Origin of the sequence: Salibaculum griseiflavum, assembly GCF_003129565.1 — a bacterium.
GTDB classification, from domain to species: domain Bacteria; phylum Pseudomonadota; class Alphaproteobacteria; order Rhodobacterales; family Rhodobacteraceae; genus Salibaculum; species Salibaculum griseiflavum.
The window spans coordinates 1-18,830 of sequence record NZ_QETF01000013.1 but is presented as its reverse complement, the minus strand read 5'-3'; the positions used below and the strand labels follow the sequence as shown (position 1 = coordinate 18,830).

The window sequence follows — 18,830 nt, the reverse complement described above, 5'->3', positions numbered from 1 at the left end:
TCCCATGAAAAATGCCCTCCTCGCCACTGTCGCTGTCGCTGCCGTTGCCGGTGGTGCATGGTTCCTGTCCCGTCCCGCCGTTCCGGCCGATCCGGTTCTGGGGGCCGCGCTGGCCCAGGATGCCGAATACGACGCCAGCCAGATCATCGAGATGGTGAAAGGGGCCGAGGATGCCCCGGTCGAGGTGATCGAATACGCCTCGTTCACCTGCCCCCATTGTGCGAATTTCCACGACAACCAGTATCCCCAGATCGAGGAAAACTACATCGACACCGGCAAGGTGCGTTTCGTCTATCGCGAGGTCTATTTCGACCGTCCCGGCCTGTGGGCGTCGATGGTGGCCCGTTGTGGTGGCGAGGAACGGTTCTTCGGGATCACAGACTTGATCTATGAGCGCCAGGATGAATGGGCCCGTCGCGAAAGCGGCGAAGAGATCATTTCGGACCTGCGCCGGATCGGCAAGGTTGCCGGCCTGACCGACGAAGACCTCGATGCCTGCCTCACTGACGGCGAGACCGCGCAGAACCTCTATGGCTGGTATCTGGCCAATGCCGAGGCCGACGACGTTCAGGGCACGCCCAGCTTTGTCATCAATGGCGAGAAGTATTCCAACATGTCCTATGATGATTTCGCCGCGATCCTGGACGAGAAGCTGGCCGAGGCCGACGCCGCCGAATGACACCTCTGGACGGTCTCAAGGTCGTGGAACTGGCCCGCATCCTTGCCGGGCCTTGGGCGGGTCAGTTGTTAAGCGACCTTGGGGCCGAGGTGATCAAGATCGAAGCCCCGGCCGGCGATGATACCCGTCATTGGGGCCCGCCCTTCATCGAGCGAGATCAAGACCGATCGGCTGCCTATTTCCATGGCTGCAACCGGGGTAAACGGTCGGTGGTGCTGGATTTCAAGGCACCCGAGGACCTGGCAACGGCCAAGCGCCTGATCGCCGAGGCAGACGTGGTGATCGAGAATTTCAAGGTGGGCGGGCTGGCGAAATACGGGCTGGACTACGAAAGTCTGAAGGCCGTAAATCCCGGCCTGATCTATTGTTCGATCACCGGTTTTGGGCAGGATGGGACTTATGCCGCGCGTGCGGGCTATGACTACATCATCCAGGGCATGTCTGGCCTGATGTCGGTCACAGGAGAGCCCGACGGCCAGCCGCAGAAGGTCGGTGTTGCCGTGACGGATATCCTGACCGGACTCTACGCCAGCAACGCGGTATTGGCCGCCTTGCACCAGCGTGGCCGAACTGGTGAAGGGCAGCATATCGACATGGCGTTGCTGGACGTGGCCGTTGCCACCACGGCCAACCAGGCGATGAACTACCTGGCCACGGGCGATGCGCCGAAACGACTCGGCAATGCGCACCCTAACATCGTCCCTTATCAGGTGTTTGACTGCGCCGATGGTTACGTGATCATCGCCGTGGGCAATGACGGGCAATTCCGGCGGTTCTGCGACCTTCTTGGCCTAGCCGGACTGGCGGGCGATGCCCGGTTCGCCACCAACCCGGCGCGGCTCGAAAATCGAGAGCTTCTGGTGGGCCAACTGGCCCAAGCCATGGCCGAATGGACCAAGGCGGACCTGTTGGCAGCCTGCGAGGGCGCGGGCGTGCCCGCCGGGCCGATCAATGACATGGCCGAGGTCTTCGCCGACCCGCAAGTCGTGGCGCGGGGGCTTCGTATCGACCCCGAAGGCGTGCCGGGCGTGCGGGCGCCGATCCGGTTTTCCGGAGCGGATCTTGCGACGGATCGCGCCGCGCCGCGCCTGGGCCAGGATCAGGATCTGGCAGAGTCCTGACCCAAGAGCGCATCCAGCCTGTCATCCAGTGCCGACCAATCTTCAAGGTCCAGGCGCACCGGAAGGGTGATGACCTTCTGCCGGAAGGCGGCCGGCAGGCGCACCGCATCCTTTTCGGTCGTGACCAATTGCGCGTTCAGCAAGGCCGCCTCTTTTTCCAGGCGCAGCATCAACGCATCCGTCAGCGGTTGGTGATCTTCCAGCGCCTCGCCACGCACCAATTCGGCCCCGAGACCGCGCAGGGTGGCAAAGAATTTTTCAGGGTGGCCGATCCCGGCAAAGGCCAGGACGCGCATCCCTTGCCAGGGCATTCCGGTGGGCAGGGGGGTCAGCGCACCGTCCAGCCGCAGGCAGTGATCCGGCAGGTCCGGTGCAAATGCCTCGCGATGTGCCGGTGCACCGATCACGAGAAGGGCATCGGCCCGCGCCAGCCCTGCAGGGACCGGTTCGCGCAGCGGCCCCGCAGGCAGGACCCGCCCATTTCCGAAGCCCTTGACCGCATCGACCACCACGATTGACAGGTCCTTGGCCACGGCCGGGTTCTGGAACCCGTCATCCATTACGATGACATCCGCGCCCGCTGCCTCTGCGGCGCGCACGCCCGCGGCCCGGTCCTTTGACACCCAGACCGGTGCGAAGGCGGCAATCAACAGCGGCTCGTCCCCGACCGCGTGCGCCCCGTGGCGCGTCGGATCGACCTGCACCGGCCCTGCAAGTTGGCCGCCATAGCCACGGCTGACCACGTGAACCGCGCTTCCGGTCCGCCCGATGTGCTGGCACAGCGCGATGACCGTCGGTGTCTTGCCGGTCCCTCCGGCATTGATGTTGCCGACACAGATCACCGGCACCTGCGCCCGGTATGCCGGGGCTCGGGCCACGCGCCGCGCGGTCAAGGTGCCATAGAGCCAACCCAAAGGCGCCAACAGGCGCGCCAGCAGGCCGGGATGCGACGGGTCCCTGTCCCAGAAGGCCGGCGCCCGCATCACTGCACCATCCCGTCAAGGACCGCGTCCTCGATCACCATGCTCAGGTCGCGATAATCCATCGAACTTCGGGTAACCTCTTCCCAACCGGCATGAGCCATGGTCGCAGGCCGTTCCGGACCGATCAATTCGCCCAGGGCGACACCCAGTTCAGAGCCGCTGCGCACTTTGCGCAGGGCGCCGGCTTGCGACAGGCGGCGGTACTGGGTTTGCCAAGGCTGCGTGAACGGGCCGTGCAGAACAGCGGAGCCGACGGCGGCGGCGGGGAAGGGCGGTGGCCCGTCGGGGCCCGACAAGGTGCCACCCATGAAACTGACCGGCGCGATGCGATACCAGAGCCCGGCTTCGCCCGGCATGTCGGCGACAAGGGCCTGGATGTCCTCTTGTGGCGGCTCATCGGCCGAGCGGAGCGCTGTGCGCAGACCCGCGCGCGACAGTCGCCGGACGAAGTCAGGTCCGTCGGCGATATCCCTTGGTGTGATGATCATCAGCAAGCGGTGACTTCGGCGGCTGGCGGATTTGTGCGCGGCAACCAGTTGGGCGATTTCGCCGGGCACGACCGCATCGGCGAACCAGGCCGGCCGGCTTCCGACCGCTTCGGCCATGACCGTCAGCTCGTTCGGGTCATGTTCGGGCGGGTCGGCGTCCTCCTGCAGCGGGCCGGTCACGCTGATCCGGCTGGCAGGAATGCCCATCTTTTGCAGCCAGCTGCTGGTGGCGCCATCGACTCCGAGTATCCGTGCGAAGGCGGAGAGCGGCTGTCGCAGGATGCGGTTTCGCACAAGCAACCCGCGTGGGCGGAGCTGGTCCAGGCGGGTATTGACCAGGATGGCCGGGATTTCGCGTTTGGCGACCGTATTCATCAGGGTCGGGCGCGGCCCGCCGAACCAGACCACGACAGACGGTGCGCTGTCATCGAGAAAGCTGCGCACGGAGGCGCCGTTATCGGCCGGGAGACCGGTTGCCTCGATCCTGGGGCAGTCCAGCAACCTCAGTTGATCCAGGTCTCCATGTGGGGCGCCCAGCAAGAGGCGCATCTCGGTTTCGGACCCGATCAGGTGCCGGGCCAGCGCGACCGCGGCGGCCAGGTTCGAGGCATCGTCGCAACCGATCCAGACAAGGGGATGGGTGGTCATCGCGGATCTGGCCCGTCGCTTGGCCGTTCAGCCCAGCTCCTCCGTCGGGGAGGCCTCGGTGCCCTCTTCGCGTAGTCGATGGAGGTGGGCGATGAAATAGCGCATATGGGCATTGTCCACGGTGCGCTGCGCCTCGGCCTTCCAGGCGTCATAGGCGGCGTCGTAGTTGGGGTAGATGCCGACAAGGTGGATATCCTCGACATTCTTGAAGGTGTTCTTGGTTGGATCGACGAGTTCGCCACCGAACACCAGATGAAGGCGCTGGGCCATTGCCATGCTCCTGCCATTGCTGCGATTGCGGCAGACCCTAGGGGGTCAACCGGGCAGCGTAAAGGGACCGGGCTGGGAAAGATCGCGGCGCAACTCCCCTATCAGCGCCCCATGCAAGGCGCCTCCGGCGACCATGCCCGCAATCTGCGGATGCGGGTTGTTGAACCGGGCGGGTCCGCCATTGCCATCGGTCGCGGTGCCGCCGGCCTCGGCCACGATCAGGCTTCCGGCGGCCACGTCCCATTCCCATGTCGGGCGCAGGGTCAACATGGCATCGAACCGGCCCTCGGCAACCAGGCAAAGCCGATAGGCCAGTGAGGTGCGAAAGCTGCGGCGAAAGCCGGGCACTGGCCCGCGCCAGAACCCGGGGGCAAGGTTCGGCTTGGTCGTGAGAACCTCGGCCCCTGTCGCATCCTGTGTTCCGGTGACGGTGATCGGGGCACCGTTCAGCGTCGCCCCGCGCCCCCGTGCAGCCCGATACAGCAGCCCCCGCGCCGGCAGGTAGACCACCGCGGCCGAAATGGCGCCCCGTTCGGCCACGGCAAGCGACAGCGCCCAGTCCTCGCTGTGGTCGATGAAGGCGCGTGTGCCGTCGATCGGGTCGATGATGAAGACGTGATCGGCGCTCAGACGGTCGGCATCGTCCTCGGTTTCTTCCGACAGCCAGCCATTGCCGGGGCGCGCGGTCAGCAGCTTGTCACGCAGATAGCGGTCCACGGCCAGGTCGGCCTCGGTCACGGGACCGGCGGCGTTGTCCTTTTCCCAGACCTGTGGATCGGCCCGGAAATGCCGCAGAGCGATGTCGCCGGCCTCTTGCGCGGCCTGCTCCAGCAGGGTGAGGTCGTTAATTACCGGCAAGGGTCAACCCATCGATGAGAAGCGAGGGAACAACCCGGCTAAGATGCGTTTGCGCATCATTGGCGGGCACGATCCGGCGCAGCATGTCGCGCAGGTTTCCCGCGATGGTGCATTCGTTGACCGGATAGGCAATCTCGCCATTCTCCACCCAGAATCCCGAGGCGCCGCGAGAATAATCCCCGGTATTGGGGTTGATGGTCGATCCGATCATCGACGTGACGAGCAACCCGGTGCCCATCTGGGCGATCAGGTCCTCGCGGCTGCGCTCGCCTTGAGTGAGAGCCACATGGGTGACGCCCGGAGATGGCGGGGCGGATACGCCGCGTGCAGCGTTGCCGGTGCTGTCCATGTCCAGCTTGCGGCCTGTCGCAAGGTCCAGGGTCCAGCCGGTCAGAACGCCGTTTTCGACGATGGCGCGCCGCCGCGTCGGCAGCCCCTCTGCATCGAACAGGCGCGAGCCCTGCACGCGGGCGCGGTGCGGGCTTTCGACGAGCGACAGGTCAGTTGGCAGAACCTCTTTGCCCAACCCGTCCAGCAACCAGGACGACCCGCGCGCGATGGCGGTTCCGTTGATCGCCTGCAACAGGTGTCCGATCAGGCTGCTTGAAATGCGTTCATCGAACAGAACCGGGTAGCTGCCCGTCGCCGGCTTGCGGGCGCCATGCCGGGCCACGGCACGCTCGGCGGCGCGGCGGCCGATCTCGGCCGGGCTGCGCAGGTCGGCCATGTGGGTGCGGCTGTCGAAATCGTAGTCGCGTTCCATTCCGGTGCCCGTGCCGCTGATGGCGACGCACGAGACGGAACACCCGGTGCCATCATATCCGGCCGAGAACCCGGCGCTGGTGGCCAAGTGCACGGATCGGCTACCATAGGTGGCGCTGGCGGATTGGACCTGCGTGACACCGTCAACCGCCAATGCGGCGGCCTCGGCCTCTTCGGCCCAGGATTGCAGCCTGGCGGGGTCGGGTTCGGGGCTGCCATCGACAAGGTCCAGCCGTTCGGTATCAAGGTCCGTCGCCAGCTGTTCGGGTGCGGCAAGCCCCGCATAAGGATCTTCGGGGGCGATACGGGCCATGGTGACGGCGCGTTCCGCCATTTCGCGGATCGTCTCGTCCTTGGTGTCCGAGGCCGAGACATTGGCCTGCCGGTTCCCGATGAAGACACGCAGCCCAAGATCGGTGCTTTCGGCGCGTTCTGCCTGTTCGAGGGCGCCAGCCCGCACGTCGATCGAGGCAGAGGCCCCCGCAACGAGAATGGCATCGGCGGCGTCGGCCCCGGCGGATTTGGCAGCCTGCAAGAGGCGGTCCGCCAGGTCGGGAAGGGAATGTATCATCTGCACCTCATGGATCGTCACACAGGTAGTCCGACCGCCGAGTTACCGCAAGTGCGCCCCCGAACGGCAAGCGGGGCGTCCGGTTGCCCGGCCGCCCCGCCCGATCGTGGTATTCCAGCGTTATTGGATACGCTGGCCATTGGCCAGGATGTGGCCCTGGTCATTGATCTCGATGGTCGAGGTCAGTTGGTCATCGCCCACCGGCGTTGCGAACATGCCGAGCATCATGCGCGGCATCATCGCCTGGTCCTCGGGGATCAGGCCCATCTGGATCAGTTTGTCGATCAGGCCGTTGACCCCGTTGATCCGGAAATCCGCCTGGCCCTCGGGGCGTGGCATGCCGGGGATCGTCTGGAAATCGGTGTTGTCGAAGGTGAAGGCCCCTTCGCCCATGACCTCGGCACCGGCAACACGCATCGTAAGGTCGTTCAGCGTCACGTCATGGATTTCACCGGGAAGGTCTGCCATGGCGGCCGCCTGGGCCTGCTCGGGATCCATGAAGTCGAAGAAGGGCGTGACATTGCCCGTCAGGTTCAGTGCCACGGTGGCCGGATCGCGCGGCAGGATTTCACCGGGATCGAACAGGTTCCACAGACCGTCGCCCACGGCAAGGTCGCGCAACTCGAAGCCCAGTTCGAACCCGCGCGGGGCGTTCGCCTGGCTGAGGGGCACATCCATGGTGAAGCCGAAGGTCGACATCGAAGCCTGGATGGGGAAGGGCAGCTCTTCGGGGATCGACATGTCGAGGGCGATGCCGGTGCTTTCGCTTTGGTAGAGCATGCCGTCATAATCCGCGGACACCGACAGGGCGGTGCTGTCCGTACTGACATTGCCAGAAGCGGATTCGCCGTCGGCGTCGATATTGAAATCATATTGGGCGGCACCGATCGAATAGCCCCCTTCGAAGGCGAAGCCGTCCGCGAACATGGTCTCGGGCGCATCCATGTCCATATCCATCGGCATGGCCAGCTTGGCGGCAAGCATCAGGTCAGCCATGTCGCCGTTGAATTGAATCACGCCGGACCCGCCCTTTTCGCGCAAGTCGACATTGATATCGACACCGGCCATGGTCAGGGAATAGTCCATGTTCTGTAGGTCACCGCTGCGCACGATGTAATCGCCACTGATGACTTCCATCGTGATCGTGGCGGCGTTCAGCAGGACCTCTTCCTCGATTTCGCCGCCAACACTGTCCACCGTGATGGAATAGCTGTCAGCCACCAGCGCATAAGACAATGCGTCGGGCGTGCCCGAGGCGACGATGTCCAGTCCCTCGTTGCTGATGGTCAGTTCCACGGGGCTGCCCTCGATCTCCAGGCTCATCGGATAGCTTTCCGGCATTCCCACACGCACCGTTCCATCGCCCTGTTCGGTGAAGGTGAGCGGCCCCATCTCGGAATTCACGGTCACGTCGTCGTCTGACATGGACAGTGTCAGGGTCTCGACGGTCAGGGTGTCGCCGGACATGGATTCATTCCCGACTGTGACGCCACCGTCTCCGTAGACCTCGATCTGCGTTTTCCAGTTGTCCCAGACTTGCTGGGCGGTGACATCGGCGTAGGCGGCTGTGCTGCAAAACAGGGCGGCCCCGAGGCTGCCGGCGCGCAGGAAAATCGGTTTCGTCATATCACGGGTGCTCCTATCAAGAATTCAGGACCAAGCTTTCCAAGCCCTGTCCTCCGGGTCAAGGTCGGGATATCAATTCCCTGGCGCAGGCAATCGAGAGGTGTCGAAAACATGCAGGACGCAAGTGACAAGACGATGAATGGCAAGGTGGTGCTGATCACCGGCGCCAGCCGTGGTATCGGCGCAGAGGCCGCGCGCGCTTTTGCAGAGGCGGGTGCCAAGGTGGCGCTGCTGGCGCGGTCCGAGGACCGGATCGCGGAGCTGGCCGGTGAAATCGGCCCCGCGGCAATCGCCATTCCCTGTGATGTCAGCCGGTTCTGGGAAATGCAGGCGGCCGTCGATGCGACCTTGAAGACCTTTGGCCGGATCGATGTTCTTGTGGGCAATGCCGGGGTCATCGAACCGATTTCCCACCTGGCCGAGGCCGACCCCGAGGAATGGGGCAAGGTGATCGACATCAACCTCAAGGGGGTGTTCAACGGGATGCGCGCGGTCCTGCCGCACATGCTGGACCAGGGCGGCGGCACGATCCTGACCGTATCATCGGGCGCGGCACATAACCCGGTCGAGGCCTGGTCGCACTACTGCGCCTCGAAAGCGGGCGCCTACATGCTGACCCGGTCGGTGGACAACGAATACCGCGACAAGGGCATTCGTGCCCTTGGCCTATCCCCCGGGACGGTCGCCACCGAGATGCAACGGGAAATCAAGGCGTCAGGGATCAACCCGGTCAGCCAGCTTGACTGGTCCGACCATATCCCGCCCGACTGGCCCGCGAAGGCGATGGTCTGGATGTGCGGGGCCGAGGCCGATGCGTGGCTGGGGGACGATGTATCGTTGCGTGACGAAGACGTGCGTCGAAAGGTGGGGCTGTCATGATCGAAATCGACCGCAATGGGGATGTTCTGACCCTGACGCTGAACCGGCCCGACAAGGCGAATGCCCTGACCGAAGATATGCTGGCGACGCTGGCCGATGCTGTATCCGAGGCGCGTGAAAAGCTGCTGGTCCTGACAGGTAAGGGCAAGGTCTTCAGCGCCGGGGCCGACCTGGACGAGGTCAAGGCCGGGGGGCTGGCCCTGTCGCCGCAATGGGAACGTCTGTCATGGGCCGTTGCCGAATTTCGTGGGCTGTCCGTCGCTGCGCTCAACGGCACCGTCGCCGGGGGCGCCATGGGAATGGTGCTGGCCTGTGACCTGCGACTCTGCGTGCCGGGGGCCAAGTTCTTCTACCCGGTGATGAAGCTGGGCTACCTGCCGCAACCGACCGATCCGCGCCGCTTGTCGGCGCTGGTCGGCCCCGCGCGGGCCAAGCTGATCCTCATGGGCGGACAGAAGATCGCGGCTGACGACGCGTTTGCCTTTGGCCTGGTGGACCGGATTTGCGACGCCCCGGCGGACGTGGCGCAGGGGATTGCAGCAGATGTTCTTGCTGCCAGGGCCGACCACGTTACGGCAATCAAAGGGATGATCTAGGGCTTGCCAGCCGTGCCTTATCGTTTGCGCCGGCCGCCCTTGCTTCGGGAATTGAACCCGGGAGGGCGTTTGCGGACCCAGCCGATAAACCTCGACAGCCGGGGATGGGCGCGCAGGGTCTCCACGGTGTTGTAGGCGCGGGCCAGCTCGGCCTCGCTCAGGGTTGCGTGGATCTCCTTGTGGCAGATGTGATGCAGCAGAACTGTCGGCCCGCCCTTGCCGCCTTTGAGTTTGGGCACGAGGTGATGCAGGCTTTGCGGTGCTTCCGGCGGAATTGGCCGCCCGCATAGCGCGCAGATGGGCGTTTCGCTGTTCATGAAGCTAGTGTAAGACCCTGTCCCGATACGCCAAGGGTTCAAGGGGTAAACCATGTTCGAGTCGATCTGGAATGAGTATGGACCAATGGTCATGGGTTGGGTGGAGGTGGCGCGCGATTGGTTGCTCAGCCCCGCCTTCTGGTCACAGCTGACGCTGTTGGTCGTCGCCTATCTTGCGGCCCTTGTGATCACGCGAAAGGCCAACCCCCGCATCGAAAAGCTGCTGACCCCGCCCGAGGAGGCGGTGAACATCCTTGCCAAGACCAGGCGGTTCGTCCTGCTGTTTCTGCCCCTTCTGCTGCCGCTATTGGCCTTTGCGCTGACCGCGGTGGGGGAACAGGTGACGCGGTCGCTGTTCGGATCCGGCGCGATCATTGCTTTCGGCAAGCGGGTCTTCCTGTTCCTCGCAGTGCAGGCCTTCGCCCGCGACATGCTGAAGGATCCGTTCCTCAAGGTTCTGGGCAAGTTCGTGCTGGTTCCCGTTGCCGCGCTTTATGTCGTCGGCCTGATCGGGCCGGTGATGACATGGCTCGATTCCACGGTCGTGCCATTGGGCAACCTGTCCTTCTCGGTGCTCAAGGCGCTGCAATTCATCGTGGTCGCGGCGGTGATGTTCTGGTTCGGGCGCTGGTCGAATGACCAATCGGTGGCGCTGATCGAGAAACAGCGGGACATGCGCCCGGCCACCCGTCAGCTGGCCGCCAAGGCCGCCGAGATCGCCATTTTCGGCATCGCCTTCCTGCTGGTGATGAACATCATGGGTATCCCGCTGACCTCGCTGGCCGTGTTGACCGGTGCGCTCGGTGTCGGGATCGGTTTCGGCCTGCAGAAGATCGCTTCGAATTTCATTTCCGGGATCATTCTGCTGCTGGAGGGTCAGGCGACAGTTGGCGACTATGTCGAACTGGACGGCGGCGAGGCGGGCACCATCGTCAAGATGACCGCGCGGGCGGCGATCCTGGAAACCTTCGACGGCCGCTGGATCGTGGTTCCGAACGAGGATTTCATCGTCACCCGCGTCGTGAACTATTCCGACCAGGGCAGTGCGAACCGCTACGAGGCGCCCTTCTCGGTCAGCTATGATACGGATATCAACCTGATCCCCGACATCATCGAAAAGGCGGTGGCCGAGTTGGATTTCGTCCTGTCCGAGCCGGAGGCCCCCGATTGTGAGCTGCGCGGCTTTGGCGACTCGGGAATCGATTTCGCCTGTGAGTTCTGGGTGAACGGCATTGATGACGGGCGGCACAAATATACCAGCCAGGTCTTGTTCGCGATCTGGAACGCCCTCAAGGCCCATGACATCGAGATCCCGTTCCCGCAGCGCGTGGTCGAGATCAAGGGCGGTTTCCCCAGGGCCGAGACTTGAGCGATGCGCTGATCGTCGGGGCCGGGCCAGCGGGCCTGATGGCGGCCGGGGAACTGGCCGCGGCGGGCCACTCCGTGACGATTGCCGAGGCGATGCCATCGCCGGCGCGCAAGTTCCTGATGGCGGGCAAGTCGGGCCTGAACCTCACCAAGAACGAACCGCTCGAGCAGTTCCTGTCGGCCTATGACGGTCGGGCCGAGGTCCTTCGCCCGATCCTGGCAGGGTTCGGACCGCCCGAGGTCATGAACTGGGCCGAGGCGCTGGGCCAGCCGCTCTTCACCGGGACGACGGGGCGCGTCTTTCCCAAGGCCATGAAGGCGTCACCGCTGCTCAGGGCCTGGTTGGGCCAGTTGGAGGCACAGGGGGTGACACTTCGGCGGCGCTGGCGCTGGACAGGCTGGGACCCGTCAGGTGCGCCGCAATTCGAGACGCCGGACGGACCGGTCGCCTTGCATCCGCGCGCGATTGTTCTGGCCTGCGGGGGTGCGTCCTGGGCGCGGCTTGGCTCGGATGGGGCCTGGGCAGACTGGCTTTCCGAGGTAGCGCCCTTTGCGCCTTCGAATGCCGCGCTTGCGGTCGATTGGACCGATCACATGGCGCCCCATCTGGGTGCGCCGCTGAAAGCCGTTGAATGGCGTGCGGGCGATCTTGCCTCGCGGGGCGAGGCGGTGATCAGCGTCCGCGGGCTGGAAGGGGGCGGCGTATACGGCCTGACCCCGGCCTTGCGGGCGGGCCTGCCCCTGACTGTCGATCTCGTGCCCGATCTTGACGCCGCGGCGCTGACCGCGCGCCTTCCTGCCAAGGCGCGGTTGGCGCATTGGCTGAAGAACACGCTGAAACTGCCACCTGCCAAGGCCGCATTCTTCTTCGAAATGACTGGCGGGGCGGGGCTCCCGCGATCCGAATGGACAAGAACGGTCAAGGCGCTGCCGGTCCGGCATGCCGGGTTGCGCCCGATGGACGAGGCGATCTCGACGGCGGGTGGCGTGCGTTTCGATGCGCTGACACCGGAGCTGATGTTACGCGACTGGGCCGGAGTCTTTGCGGCCGGCGAGATGCTGGACTGGGAAGCCCCGACAGGGGGATACCTCCTGACCGCCTGCATGGCGACGGGGCGCTGGGCGGGTCGGGCGGCTGCCAAGCACCTTGCTCAGACCGCGTAATAATCCCTGTACCAGGCTACGAATTGCGCCACGCCCTCTGTCACCGGGGTTTGCGGGCGATAACCGGTCAGATCCTTCAACAAGGTTCCATCCGCCCAGGTCGCAGGCACGTCACCCGGCTGCATGTCCATGAAGTTCTTTTCGGCGGTCCGGCCCGTGGCGGCCTCGACCGCCTCGATGAAGGCCATCAACTGGACCGGTTCCGAGTTGCCGATATTGACCACGCGATAGGGGGCGACCGGTGACAGGCTGTCGCCCTCTGCAACCTCACCCTCGGAGCGTTCGGGCGTGGCGTCCATCAACAGCCGGATCCCACGCACAAGGTCGGTGACATAGGTGAAATCGCGGCGCATGCCCCCGTGGTTGTACACGTCGATCGGGTCGCCGTTCAGGATTGCCTTGGTGAACTTGAACAAGGCCATGTCGGGCCGCCCCCAAGGCCCGTAGACCGTGAAGAACCGGAACATGGTCGTCGGAATGCCGTAGAGATGGGCATAGGAATGGCCCATTGCCTCGTTCGCCTTCTTGGTTGCCGCATAGAAGGACATCTGGGTGTCGGCTTTGTGCGTCTCGGCATAGGGCATGTCTGTGTTGGCCCCGTAGACCGACGAGGTCGACGCCATCAGCAGGTGCTTCACCGGCGTCGCCCGCACTGCTTCCAACAGGTTGAAGGTGCCTATGATATTGGCATCCACGTAAGAGCGCGGTTCCTCGATGGAGTAACGCACCCCGGCCTGCGCGGCAAGGTGGATGACGAAATCGGGCCGTTCCTCGGCCAGAAGATCGTGTAACAGGCCCTCGGTTTCCAGCCGGTCATTCACCGCCCGAAACCCTGCCGATTGCAGAAGATTCGCCTGCCGCCGTTCCTTGAGTCGAACGTCGTAATAATCGGTCATGGCATCCAGCCCGATGACCTCGATCCCCTCGTCCAGCAAAAGCCGCGACAGGTGATAGCCGATGAACCCGGCAGACCCGGTGACAAGCGCCTTGGCCATGACCCCTCCGAAATCGTGTTTGCATCACGTCTATAGGTGCCAAATCCATTTGCAACATGCTAACGAACCCCAAAACGGCCTGTTGCAGTCGGGCCAGGCTATCACCTGCGCGCCCCGGCGCATCATAACGGAGGAGGAAACGTGATTACTCCGGTCATTCTGGCAGGCGGTTCTGGCACCCGGCTCTGGCCGCTGTCGCGCAAAAGCTATCCGAAGCAATTCGCGGCCTTTGGTGGTGCGCAGTCGTTGTTCCAAGATACCGTGACACGACTGTCGGGGGCCGGCATGGGGCGCCCCGTGGTCGTCACCTCCGAGGCCTTCCGTTTCATCGTCACCGAACAGCTGGGCGAAATCGGTATCCCGCCGGAGACGGTTTTCGTGGAACCCGAAGGGCGCGATACTGCGGCCGCAATCCTGCTGGCCGCCCTGTCATTGGCTGACGATCCCGACCGGCTGATGCTGGTCGCACCGTCCGATCACGCGATTCCCGATGCGGCGGCGTTCCGCGCTGCCGTGGACGAGGGCGCCGTGTCGGCGCGTGAGGGCCGGATCGTCACCTTCGGCATTGCCCCGGATCGTGCCGAAACCGGCTATGGTTATCTCGAACTGCATGATGCCGCCGAAGACACCCGTGCGCGGCCCCTGGTGCGATTTGTCGAAAAGCCCGACAAGGCCCGCGCCGAGGAGATGCTGGCAACGGGGCGCTACCTTTGGAATGCGGGCATTTTCCTGATGCGAGTCGGCACCTTGCTGGAGGCCTTCGCCGTCCATGCCCCGGACCTGGTCGAGCCGGTGCAGGCATCATTGGACAAGGCCCGCCCGGACCTTGGGTTCCTGCGGCCGGAGGCCGGGGCCTGGGGCGAGGTGCGCAAGGTCAGCATCGATTACGCGATCATGGAAAAGACCAAGGATCTTGTTGTCGTGCCTTTCCCCGGGAAATGGACGGACCTCGGTGATTGGGAAGCCGTGCGCATCACCCATGCCGATGCGGACGGCGTAGCCGGTTCCGGCGATGTCACCGCCATTGATTGCCGCGACAGCCTGCTCTGGAGCGAGGGCGAAGGTCAGGCCCTGGTGGGATTGGGATTGGACAATATCGTGGCTGTGGCCATGCCCGACGCGGTGCTGGTCGCAGATCGTAGCCGCAGCCAGGACGTGAAACAGGTGGTCGAGGTGCTTCGAGATCGCGAAGCGCCCCAGGCAGATACCTTTACGCGCGATCATCGCCCATGGGGATGGTTCGAAAGCCTGGCCCTTGGCCCGCGATTCCAGGTCAAGCGCATCTTTGTTCATCCCGGCGGCCGCTTGTCCCTGCAAAGCCATGTGCACCGGGCCGAACACTGGATCGTCGTCGAGGGCAGCGCCGAGGTGACCGTGGGGGATGACGTGCGAATGGTGTTCGAGAACCAGTCGATCTATGTCCCGCAAGGCGCCGTGCATCGCCTGGCCAATCCCGGCAAGGTTGGTCTGACCCTGATCGAGGTGCAGACGGGCGCCTATCTGGGCGAAGACGACATCATCCGGCATGAGGATGTCTACAGCCGCAGCTGATCAGAAGCCGAAGATGAAATCATCGGCTGTCAGATCCGACACCTCCAGGGTTCCGCTGTCGGGCATGATCAACAGGGTTTCGTCGCCGAAGGCCAGGTGCACGCCATCGCCTTGGGGGGTCAGGGTCAATTGGTCGAAGCCGTACAGCATGGGAATCTCGCCCAGGTGGATCGAGTCCGTACCGTTCTCAAAATCCGCGATCATGTCGTGTTCGCCGTCGGCGACGAAGATGAAGACATCCGCTCGGGCGCCGCCGAAAAGGGTGTCCTGTCCCGATCCATCGATCAGGCGGTCATCGCCGCCGCCGGCGGACAGGGTGTCGTCACCGGCCATCCCGGCCAGCAGGTTCTGTCCACCATCGCCCGAGATTACATCGCTCTGATCGCTGCCGATCTGGCTGTCCGACAGGTCCGACAGGTCCAGCGCGAATTGCGTAACGCCTTCATCGCTGCCGCTGGCGAATATCTGGGCAACGCCATCCAGAACGGCCACGGCGATAGCAGACAGGTTCATCAGGGTTGTATCGGTCTGATCCGCGATCGTGTCGAGATGGTAAAGCGCGCCGCCGGGCAGGATCTCGAACACCGAAAGCCCGTCATCGCCGCCCCCCGCGATGACGAAGCTCCGGTTGCCGATCTCGAATGTTTCGACGGCCTGGACGCCTCCGAACCGCGTGTCGCGGCTGTCCAGGTAATGTGACAGGACGGTGGTTTCGCCATAAGGCCCGACGCTGACCACGCTGAGACTGTTGCTGCCCGCCGCGCCGACAATCAGGAGCCCCAGGTCGCCGACCTCGGCCGTGGCCAAGGCGGTGGGGGCCGAAACCCACAGCCCCTGATCTGGCCCAATAACGCCCATCAGACGCATGTCGCCCAGGTGGCCGAGCCAGTGGGTCGTGATCGTCCCGTCGCTTCCTGAAAGTGAAAACACGAAAGCCCTGTCGCCGATGGTGATGGTTTCAAGATCGGTGACATCCGACGCAGCAGGCGTATCCGATGTGGAGGTCGAATGGGTCAGGTCGAGCTTAAGGTCCGACCCGATGGAAAAGACATGAAGATCGGGTTGGCCCCATTGGCTGGTTATGACGAACGTCGTGCCGAGAACGCTGGCGGTGGTCGCGACCTCGGTGCCTGAAAGCCACCCCGCAGCATCATCGGGCAGGAAAAAGCCGTCGAACGCGCCGGCGGGGTCCAGAACATGCAGGGCCGTGTTGTCATCGGCACGCCCGGAGGGGATCAGCACGGGCTGTCCGTTGATGTCGACCACGTCGATATCACTCAGGCCGGCGGTGCCGCTATTCGGGCCCTGGCTCTCATGGTCCGTGTAGGTCAGCCCGCTGGTCGAGATCGCGTAGGAAACAAGGCCGCCATCGATCTCTGACCCAGTCAAGAGATAGGGTGTGCCGGAAATCCAGGCGATCTCAAGCGCGACGAGGCCAATGTCATGCGGCCCCGCTGTGATCGTCGTCACGTGTTCCAATTCGGCCATGCCGAACCCCCTCACCGGATTGACCCAGATCGGGTTTGCCAAGGCCTAGTGCCGGGGATGCGCCGCGATTGTGGCGCGCTCTCGACGCTTGGTTCTAATTTGTCTCAAGCGGTGCGCGGCCGATGGAATCGTAGCGTTCGAACCCGGCGCGCTTGGCGTCCTTCACGGAGTAGATGTTGCGCAGATCGGCCAGGCGGGGCGTGTTCATGTGGCGGGCGATCTTCTTGAGGTCGAGCCCGCGGAACTCGTTCCACTCGGTCAGGATGACCACGAGGTCGGCTTTTCGCGCGGCCTTGTAGGCATCCTCGACCCAGTTCACACCGGGCAGGAGCGCCTCGCCTTCGTGCCGGCCCTGCGGGTCCGTGACGCGCACCTTGGCCCCGCCACCCACCAGCGCGGGCACGATGGACAAGGACGGGGCGTCGCGCATGTCGTCTGTATTGGGCTTGAAGGTCACGCCCAGGACCGCGATCAGCTTTCCGTTGAAACTGCCGTCGCACAGGTCCAGCAGCTTGTCGATCATGCGGCGCTTGGTTTCCTCGTTCACCTTGATGACGGTCTCGGTGATTTGCATCGGCGCGGCATGTTCCTGGCCGATCCGGGCCAACGCCTTGGTGTCCTTGGGAAAGCACGATCCGCCATAGCCGGGCCCGGCATGCAGGAACTTGTTGCCGATGCGCCCGTCCAGACCCATCCCCTTGCTGACCTGCTTGATGTCGGCCCCGACCTTCTCGCACAGGGCGGCCATCTCGTTGATGAAGGTGATCTTGGTCGCGAGGAAGGCATTGGCCGCGTATTTGATCATCTCGGCGCTTTCCAGATCGGTGGTGACGATGGGGAAATCACGCAGGAAAAGCGGGCGGTAGATCTCGGCCATGACATCGGCGGCGCGGTCGGTCTGGACCCCGACAACCACCCGGTCGGGGCGCATGAAATCGTCGATGGCCGCGCCTTCGCGCAGGAATTCGGGGTTCGAGGCTACGTCGAAATCAAGGTCCGGGTTGGCCTTTTGAACAACCTGCTTGACCTTGCGGTTGGTTCCGACCGGCACCGTCGACTTGGTGACGATGACGATGTAATCCTTCGCCGTCTGCGCGATTTCCTCGGCCACGGCCATTACGTAGGTCAGGTCGGCATGACCGTCGCCGCGCCGGGTCGGGGTGCCGACGGCGATAAAAGCAGCCTCTGCCCCCTCCAGCGCTTCGGTCAGATCGGTGGTGAAGGACAGACGTCCGGCCTCGGTATTCTTCGCGATCAGCTCGTCGAGGCCGGGCTCGTAGATCGGAACCTCACCGGATTTCAGTCGTGCGACCTTGTCGGCGTCCTTGTCGACGCAAACCACCTCATGCCCGAAATCCGAAAAACACACACCCGAGACAAGGCCCACATAACCGGTGCCGACGACCGCGATCTTCATGAAACTGCTCCAAACCGTTCACGCCCGGTATTCGACCATGGGCTGGGCTCTGTCAACGCGTCCGGGCAATCACGGGATCCTCGCGGCTACCATTGTTCGATCAGCAACAGGGAATTGCCGTCCGTCGGCCGCGGACGCTCTGCGGCGCGACAAGCGCGAAACTTATCCTCCTGGCGTGCGCCATACTTGAACCGATGCGAATTGTCGGCGATTGTCTCGGGATGATGGTCCCTCGATCAAATCTGCCAATTCTCGCTGCCTTTGCGGTCACTCTGCTCTCGGCCTGTCAGTCGGGCAGTGAAGGTGACGGCGCTGGAGATCTGGACAGTCAAGATCCGCCGAGCGCAGGTTCAATCCTTTCCTCCTACTACGTGGAGAACTTCGACGCCTTCCGAGATGCAGCACTGGATTTGATCGAGAACGATCCAAGGTATCTGCTTCAGGTTGCCGATGGCGAGTGGTGGGTGGATCGTAATGGCAATCAAGTGTTCGAGGAAGGCATCGATGTTGTCCTGCTGAGTGATCCATTGAAACATGCTGGGGTTCACTACGCACATGCGAGCGGCCTGACCGGCTCCGGAGAGGTCATCGCATTCTCTGATGGGGGATACCTTCTGTCTCATGAGGTCTTCGACGGCAAGGTGGTCACGGACCTCAGCGACGTGGTCGATGGACATGGCACTGCGGTCGCATCCATTGCCGCCGGGGCCTCTGGCAGCATGATCGGCGTCGCTCCTGGGGCCGACCTGATTTTGGGTGATTTCGATTCCTACGGTCAACTTGCTGAGACGGCGAGAGTTGCGGCGCAGCAGGGCGCTATCGCATTGAACAATTCCTGGGGTTTCACGAATATGGAGGTGACCCAACAAACCTATGACAGCTTCAGTGCCGGGGTGGAAAGCGGCACCTATCTCGATGCCCTTAGGGTCAGGACCCATTGATTTCCGCATTTCGGCGTGATTCACGGTTCGAAAAACGAGCGGTGACCATGTCTGATCTTTTCTGGCTGACGGAGGCGCAGATGGCGCGTCTTGAGCCCTTCTTCCCCA

18 protein-coding genes are annotated in these 18,830 nt (G+C 63.7%); 8 read left to right on the top strand and 10 right to left on the bottom strand.

Annotation, left to right across the window (positions count from 1 at the left end; genetic code table 11):
* Window positions 1-4: 4 nt before the first annotated feature.
* On the top strand, window positions 5-679 hold the full coding sequence (locus DFK10_RS11545) for a DsbA family protein (protein ID WP_109389190.1): 675 nt from the start codon (window positions 5-7) through the stop codon (window positions 677-679).
* Window positions 676-1,800 carry a CaiB/BaiF CoA transferase family protein gene (locus DFK10_RS11540; RefSeq protein ID WP_109389189.1) on the top strand — a complete coding sequence of 375 codons (1,125 nt, stop codon included), beginning with the start codon at window positions 676-678 and terminating at the stop codon, window positions 1,798-1,800. The genes DFK10_RS11545 and DFK10_RS11540 overlap by 4 nt, the downstream gene beginning before the upstream one ends.
* On the opposite strand, the gene lpxK is transcribed toward DFK10_RS11540, so the two are convergent.
* The 6 genes from lpxK to DFK10_RS11510 all read right to left on the bottom strand — a co-directional run bounded on the left by lpxK (window position 1,779) and on the right by DFK10_RS11510 (window position 8,006).
* The gene (gene lpxK, locus DFK10_RS11535) at window positions 1,779-2,783 is read right to left on the bottom strand and encodes a tetraacyldisaccharide 4'-kinase (RefSeq protein ID WP_109389188.1); all 1,005 of its coding nucleotides are present in this window, start codon (window positions 2,781-2,783) and stop codon (window positions 1,779-1,781) included. The genes DFK10_RS11540 and lpxK overlap by 22 nt on opposite strands.
* On the bottom strand, window positions 2,783-3,919 hold the full coding sequence (locus DFK10_RS11530; protein ID WP_109389187.1) for a 3-deoxy-D-manno-octulosonic acid transferase: 1,137 nt from the start codon (window positions 3,917-3,919) through the stop codon (window positions 2,783-2,785). The genes lpxK and DFK10_RS11530 overlap by 1 nt, the downstream gene beginning before the upstream one ends.
* A 27-nt stretch (window positions 3,920-3,946) precedes the next feature.
* Entirely contained in the window at window positions 3,947-4,189 is a 243-nt protein-coding gene (locus tag DFK10_RS11525; protein ID WP_109389186.1) for a DUF4170 domain-containing protein, read from the bottom strand.
* Between the two features lie 45 nt (window positions 4,190-4,234).
* Window positions 4,235-5,047, bottom strand: coding sequence for a 3'(2'),5'-bisphosphate nucleotidase CysQ (locus DFK10_RS11520; protein WP_109389185.1), 813 nt, complete (start codon window positions 5,045-5,047; stop codon window positions 4,235-4,237).
* Window positions 5,034-6,380, bottom strand: a complete 1,347-nt coding sequence (locus DFK10_RS11515; RefSeq protein WP_109389184.1) for a TldD/PmbA family protein — start codon at window positions 6,378-6,380, stop codon at window positions 5,034-5,036. The genes DFK10_RS11520 and DFK10_RS11515 overlap by 14 nt, the downstream gene beginning before the upstream one ends.
* Before the next feature lie 120 nt (window positions 6,381-6,500).
* Window positions 6,501-8,006 carry a DUF2125 domain-containing protein gene (locus DFK10_RS11510; RefSeq protein ID WP_109389183.1) on the bottom strand — a complete coding sequence of 502 codons (1,506 nt, stop codon included), beginning with the start codon at window positions 8,004-8,006 and terminating at the stop codon, window positions 6,501-6,503.
* A 111-nt stretch (window positions 8,007-8,117) separates the two neighbouring features.
* Here DFK10_RS11510 and DFK10_RS11505 point away from each other — a divergent pair, with 111 nt between their 5' ends.
* Both DFK10_RS11505 and DFK10_RS11500 read left to right on the top strand, forming a co-directional pair.
* Window positions 8,118-8,885 carry an SDR family oxidoreductase gene (locus DFK10_RS11505; RefSeq protein ID WP_235866831.1) on the top strand — a complete coding sequence of 256 codons (768 nt, stop codon included), beginning with the start codon at window positions 8,118-8,120 and terminating at the stop codon, window positions 8,883-8,885.
* Entirely contained in the window at window positions 8,882-9,481 is a 600-nt protein-coding gene (locus tag DFK10_RS11500; RefSeq protein WP_109389181.1) for an enoyl-CoA hydratase/isomerase family protein, read from the top strand. Before DFK10_RS11505 ends, DFK10_RS11500 begins: the two co-directional genes overlap by 4 nt.
* A 17-nt stretch (window positions 9,482-9,498) precedes the next feature.
* On the opposite strand, the gene DFK10_RS11495 is transcribed toward DFK10_RS11500, so the two are convergent.
* On the bottom strand, window positions 9,499-9,798 hold the full coding sequence (locus tag DFK10_RS11495; protein WP_109389180.1) for an HNH endonuclease: 300 nt from the start codon (window positions 9,796-9,798) through the stop codon (window positions 9,499-9,501).
* Between the two features lie 52 nt (window positions 9,799-9,850).
* Between DFK10_RS11495 and DFK10_RS11490 the strand changes: the two genes are divergently transcribed.
* Window positions 9,851-11,167, top strand: a complete 1,317-nt coding sequence (locus DFK10_RS11490) for a mechanosensitive ion channel family protein (RefSeq protein ID WP_109389179.1) — start codon at window positions 9,851-9,853, stop codon at window positions 11,165-11,167.
* Window positions 11,164-12,330: a BaiN/RdsA family NAD(P)/FAD-dependent oxidoreductase gene (locus DFK10_RS11485; RefSeq protein WP_109389178.1), complete on the top strand. Its 1,167-nt coding sequence runs from the start codon at window positions 11,164-11,166 to the stop codon at window positions 12,328-12,330. Before DFK10_RS11490 ends, DFK10_RS11485 begins: the two co-directional genes overlap by 4 nt.
* On the opposite strand, the gene DFK10_RS11480 is transcribed toward DFK10_RS11485, so the two are convergent.
* Window positions 12,318-13,325, bottom strand: coding sequence for an NAD-dependent epimerase/dehydratase family protein (locus DFK10_RS11480; RefSeq protein WP_109389177.1), 1,008 nt, complete (start codon window positions 13,323-13,325; stop codon window positions 12,318-12,320). The genes DFK10_RS11485 and DFK10_RS11480 overlap by 13 nt on opposite strands.
* Before the next feature lie 141 nt (window positions 13,326-13,466).
* Between DFK10_RS11480 and DFK10_RS11475 the strand changes: the two genes are divergently transcribed.
* Window positions 13,467-14,876, top strand: coding sequence for a mannose-1-phosphate guanylyltransferase/mannose-6-phosphate isomerase (locus tag DFK10_RS11475; protein WP_109389176.1), 1,410 nt, complete (start codon window positions 13,467-13,469; stop codon window positions 14,874-14,876).
* Here DFK10_RS11475 and DFK10_RS11470 read toward each other — a convergent pair whose 3' ends face one another.
* Both DFK10_RS11470 and DFK10_RS11465 read right to left on the bottom strand, forming a co-directional pair.
* A complete protein-coding gene (locus DFK10_RS11470; RefSeq protein ID WP_109389175.1) occupies window positions 14,877-16,364 on the bottom strand; it encodes a calcium-binding protein in 1,488 nt (495 codons plus the stop codon).
* 94 nt (window positions 16,365-16,458) lie between these two features.
* Entirely contained in the window at window positions 16,459-17,781 is a 1,323-nt protein-coding gene (locus DFK10_RS11465) for a UDP-glucose dehydrogenase family protein (protein WP_109389174.1), read from the bottom strand.
* Window positions 17,782-17,873: 92 nt separating this feature from the next.
* On the opposite strand from DFK10_RS11465, the gene DFK10_RS11460 reads away from it, so the two are divergent.
* The gene (locus DFK10_RS11460; RefSeq protein ID WP_109389173.1) at window positions 17,874-18,722 is read left to right on the top strand and encodes a S8 family serine peptidase; all 849 of its coding nucleotides are present in this window, start codon (window positions 17,874-17,876) and stop codon (window positions 18,720-18,722) included.
* Window positions 18,723-18,830: the final 108 nt, after the last annotated feature.

Coding starts and splice junctions, on each gene's coding strand:
- DFK10_RS11545 (WP_109389190.1), top strand. CDS start 5: ATGAAAAATGCCCTCCTCGCCACTGTCGCTGTCGCTGCCGTTGCCGGT.
- DFK10_RS11540 (WP_109389189.1), top strand. CDS start 676: ATGACACCTCTGGACGGTCTCAAGGTCGTGGAACTGGCCCGCATCCTT.
- lpxK (WP_109389188.1), bottom strand. CDS start 2,783: ATGCGGGCGCCGGCCTTCTGGGACAGGGACCCGTCGCATCCCGGCCTG.
- DFK10_RS11530 (WP_109389187.1), bottom strand. CDS start 3,919: ATGACCACCCATCCCCTTGTCTGGATCGGTTGCGACGATGCCTCGAAC.
- DFK10_RS11525 (WP_109389186.1), bottom strand. CDS start 4,189: ATGGCCCAGCGCCTTCATCTGGTGTTCGGTGGCGAACTCGTCGATCCA.
- DFK10_RS11515 (WP_109389184.1), bottom strand. CDS start 6,380: ATGATACATTCCCTTCCCGACCTGGCGGACCGCCTCTTGCAGGCTGCC.
- DFK10_RS11510 (WP_109389183.1), bottom strand. CDS start 8,006: ATGACGAAACCGATTTTCCTGCGCGCCGGCAGCCTCGGGGCCGCCCTG.
- DFK10_RS11505 (WP_235866831.1), top strand. CDS start 8,118: ATGCAGGACGCAAGTGACAAGACGATGAATGGCAAGGTGGTGCTGATC.
- DFK10_RS11500 (WP_109389181.1), top strand. CDS start 8,882: ATGATCGAAATCGACCGCAATGGGGATGTTCTGACCCTGACGCTGAAC.
- DFK10_RS11495 (WP_109389180.1), bottom strand. CDS start 9,798: ATGAACAGCGAAACGCCCATCTGCGCGCTATGCGGGCGGCCAATTCCG.
- DFK10_RS11490 (WP_109389179.1), top strand. CDS start 9,851: ATGTTCGAGTCGATCTGGAATGAGTATGGACCAATGGTCATGGGTTGG.
- DFK10_RS11480 (WP_109389177.1), bottom strand. CDS start 13,325: ATGGCCAAGGCGCTTGTCACCGGGTCTGCCGGGTTCATCGGCTATCAC.
- DFK10_RS11470 (WP_109389175.1), bottom strand. CDS start 16,364: ATGGCCGAATTGGAACACGTGACGACGATCACAGCGGGGCCGCATGAC.
- DFK10_RS11465 (WP_109389174.1), bottom strand. CDS start 17,781: ATGAAGATCGCGGTCGTCGGCACCGGTTATGTGGGCCTTGTCTCGGGT.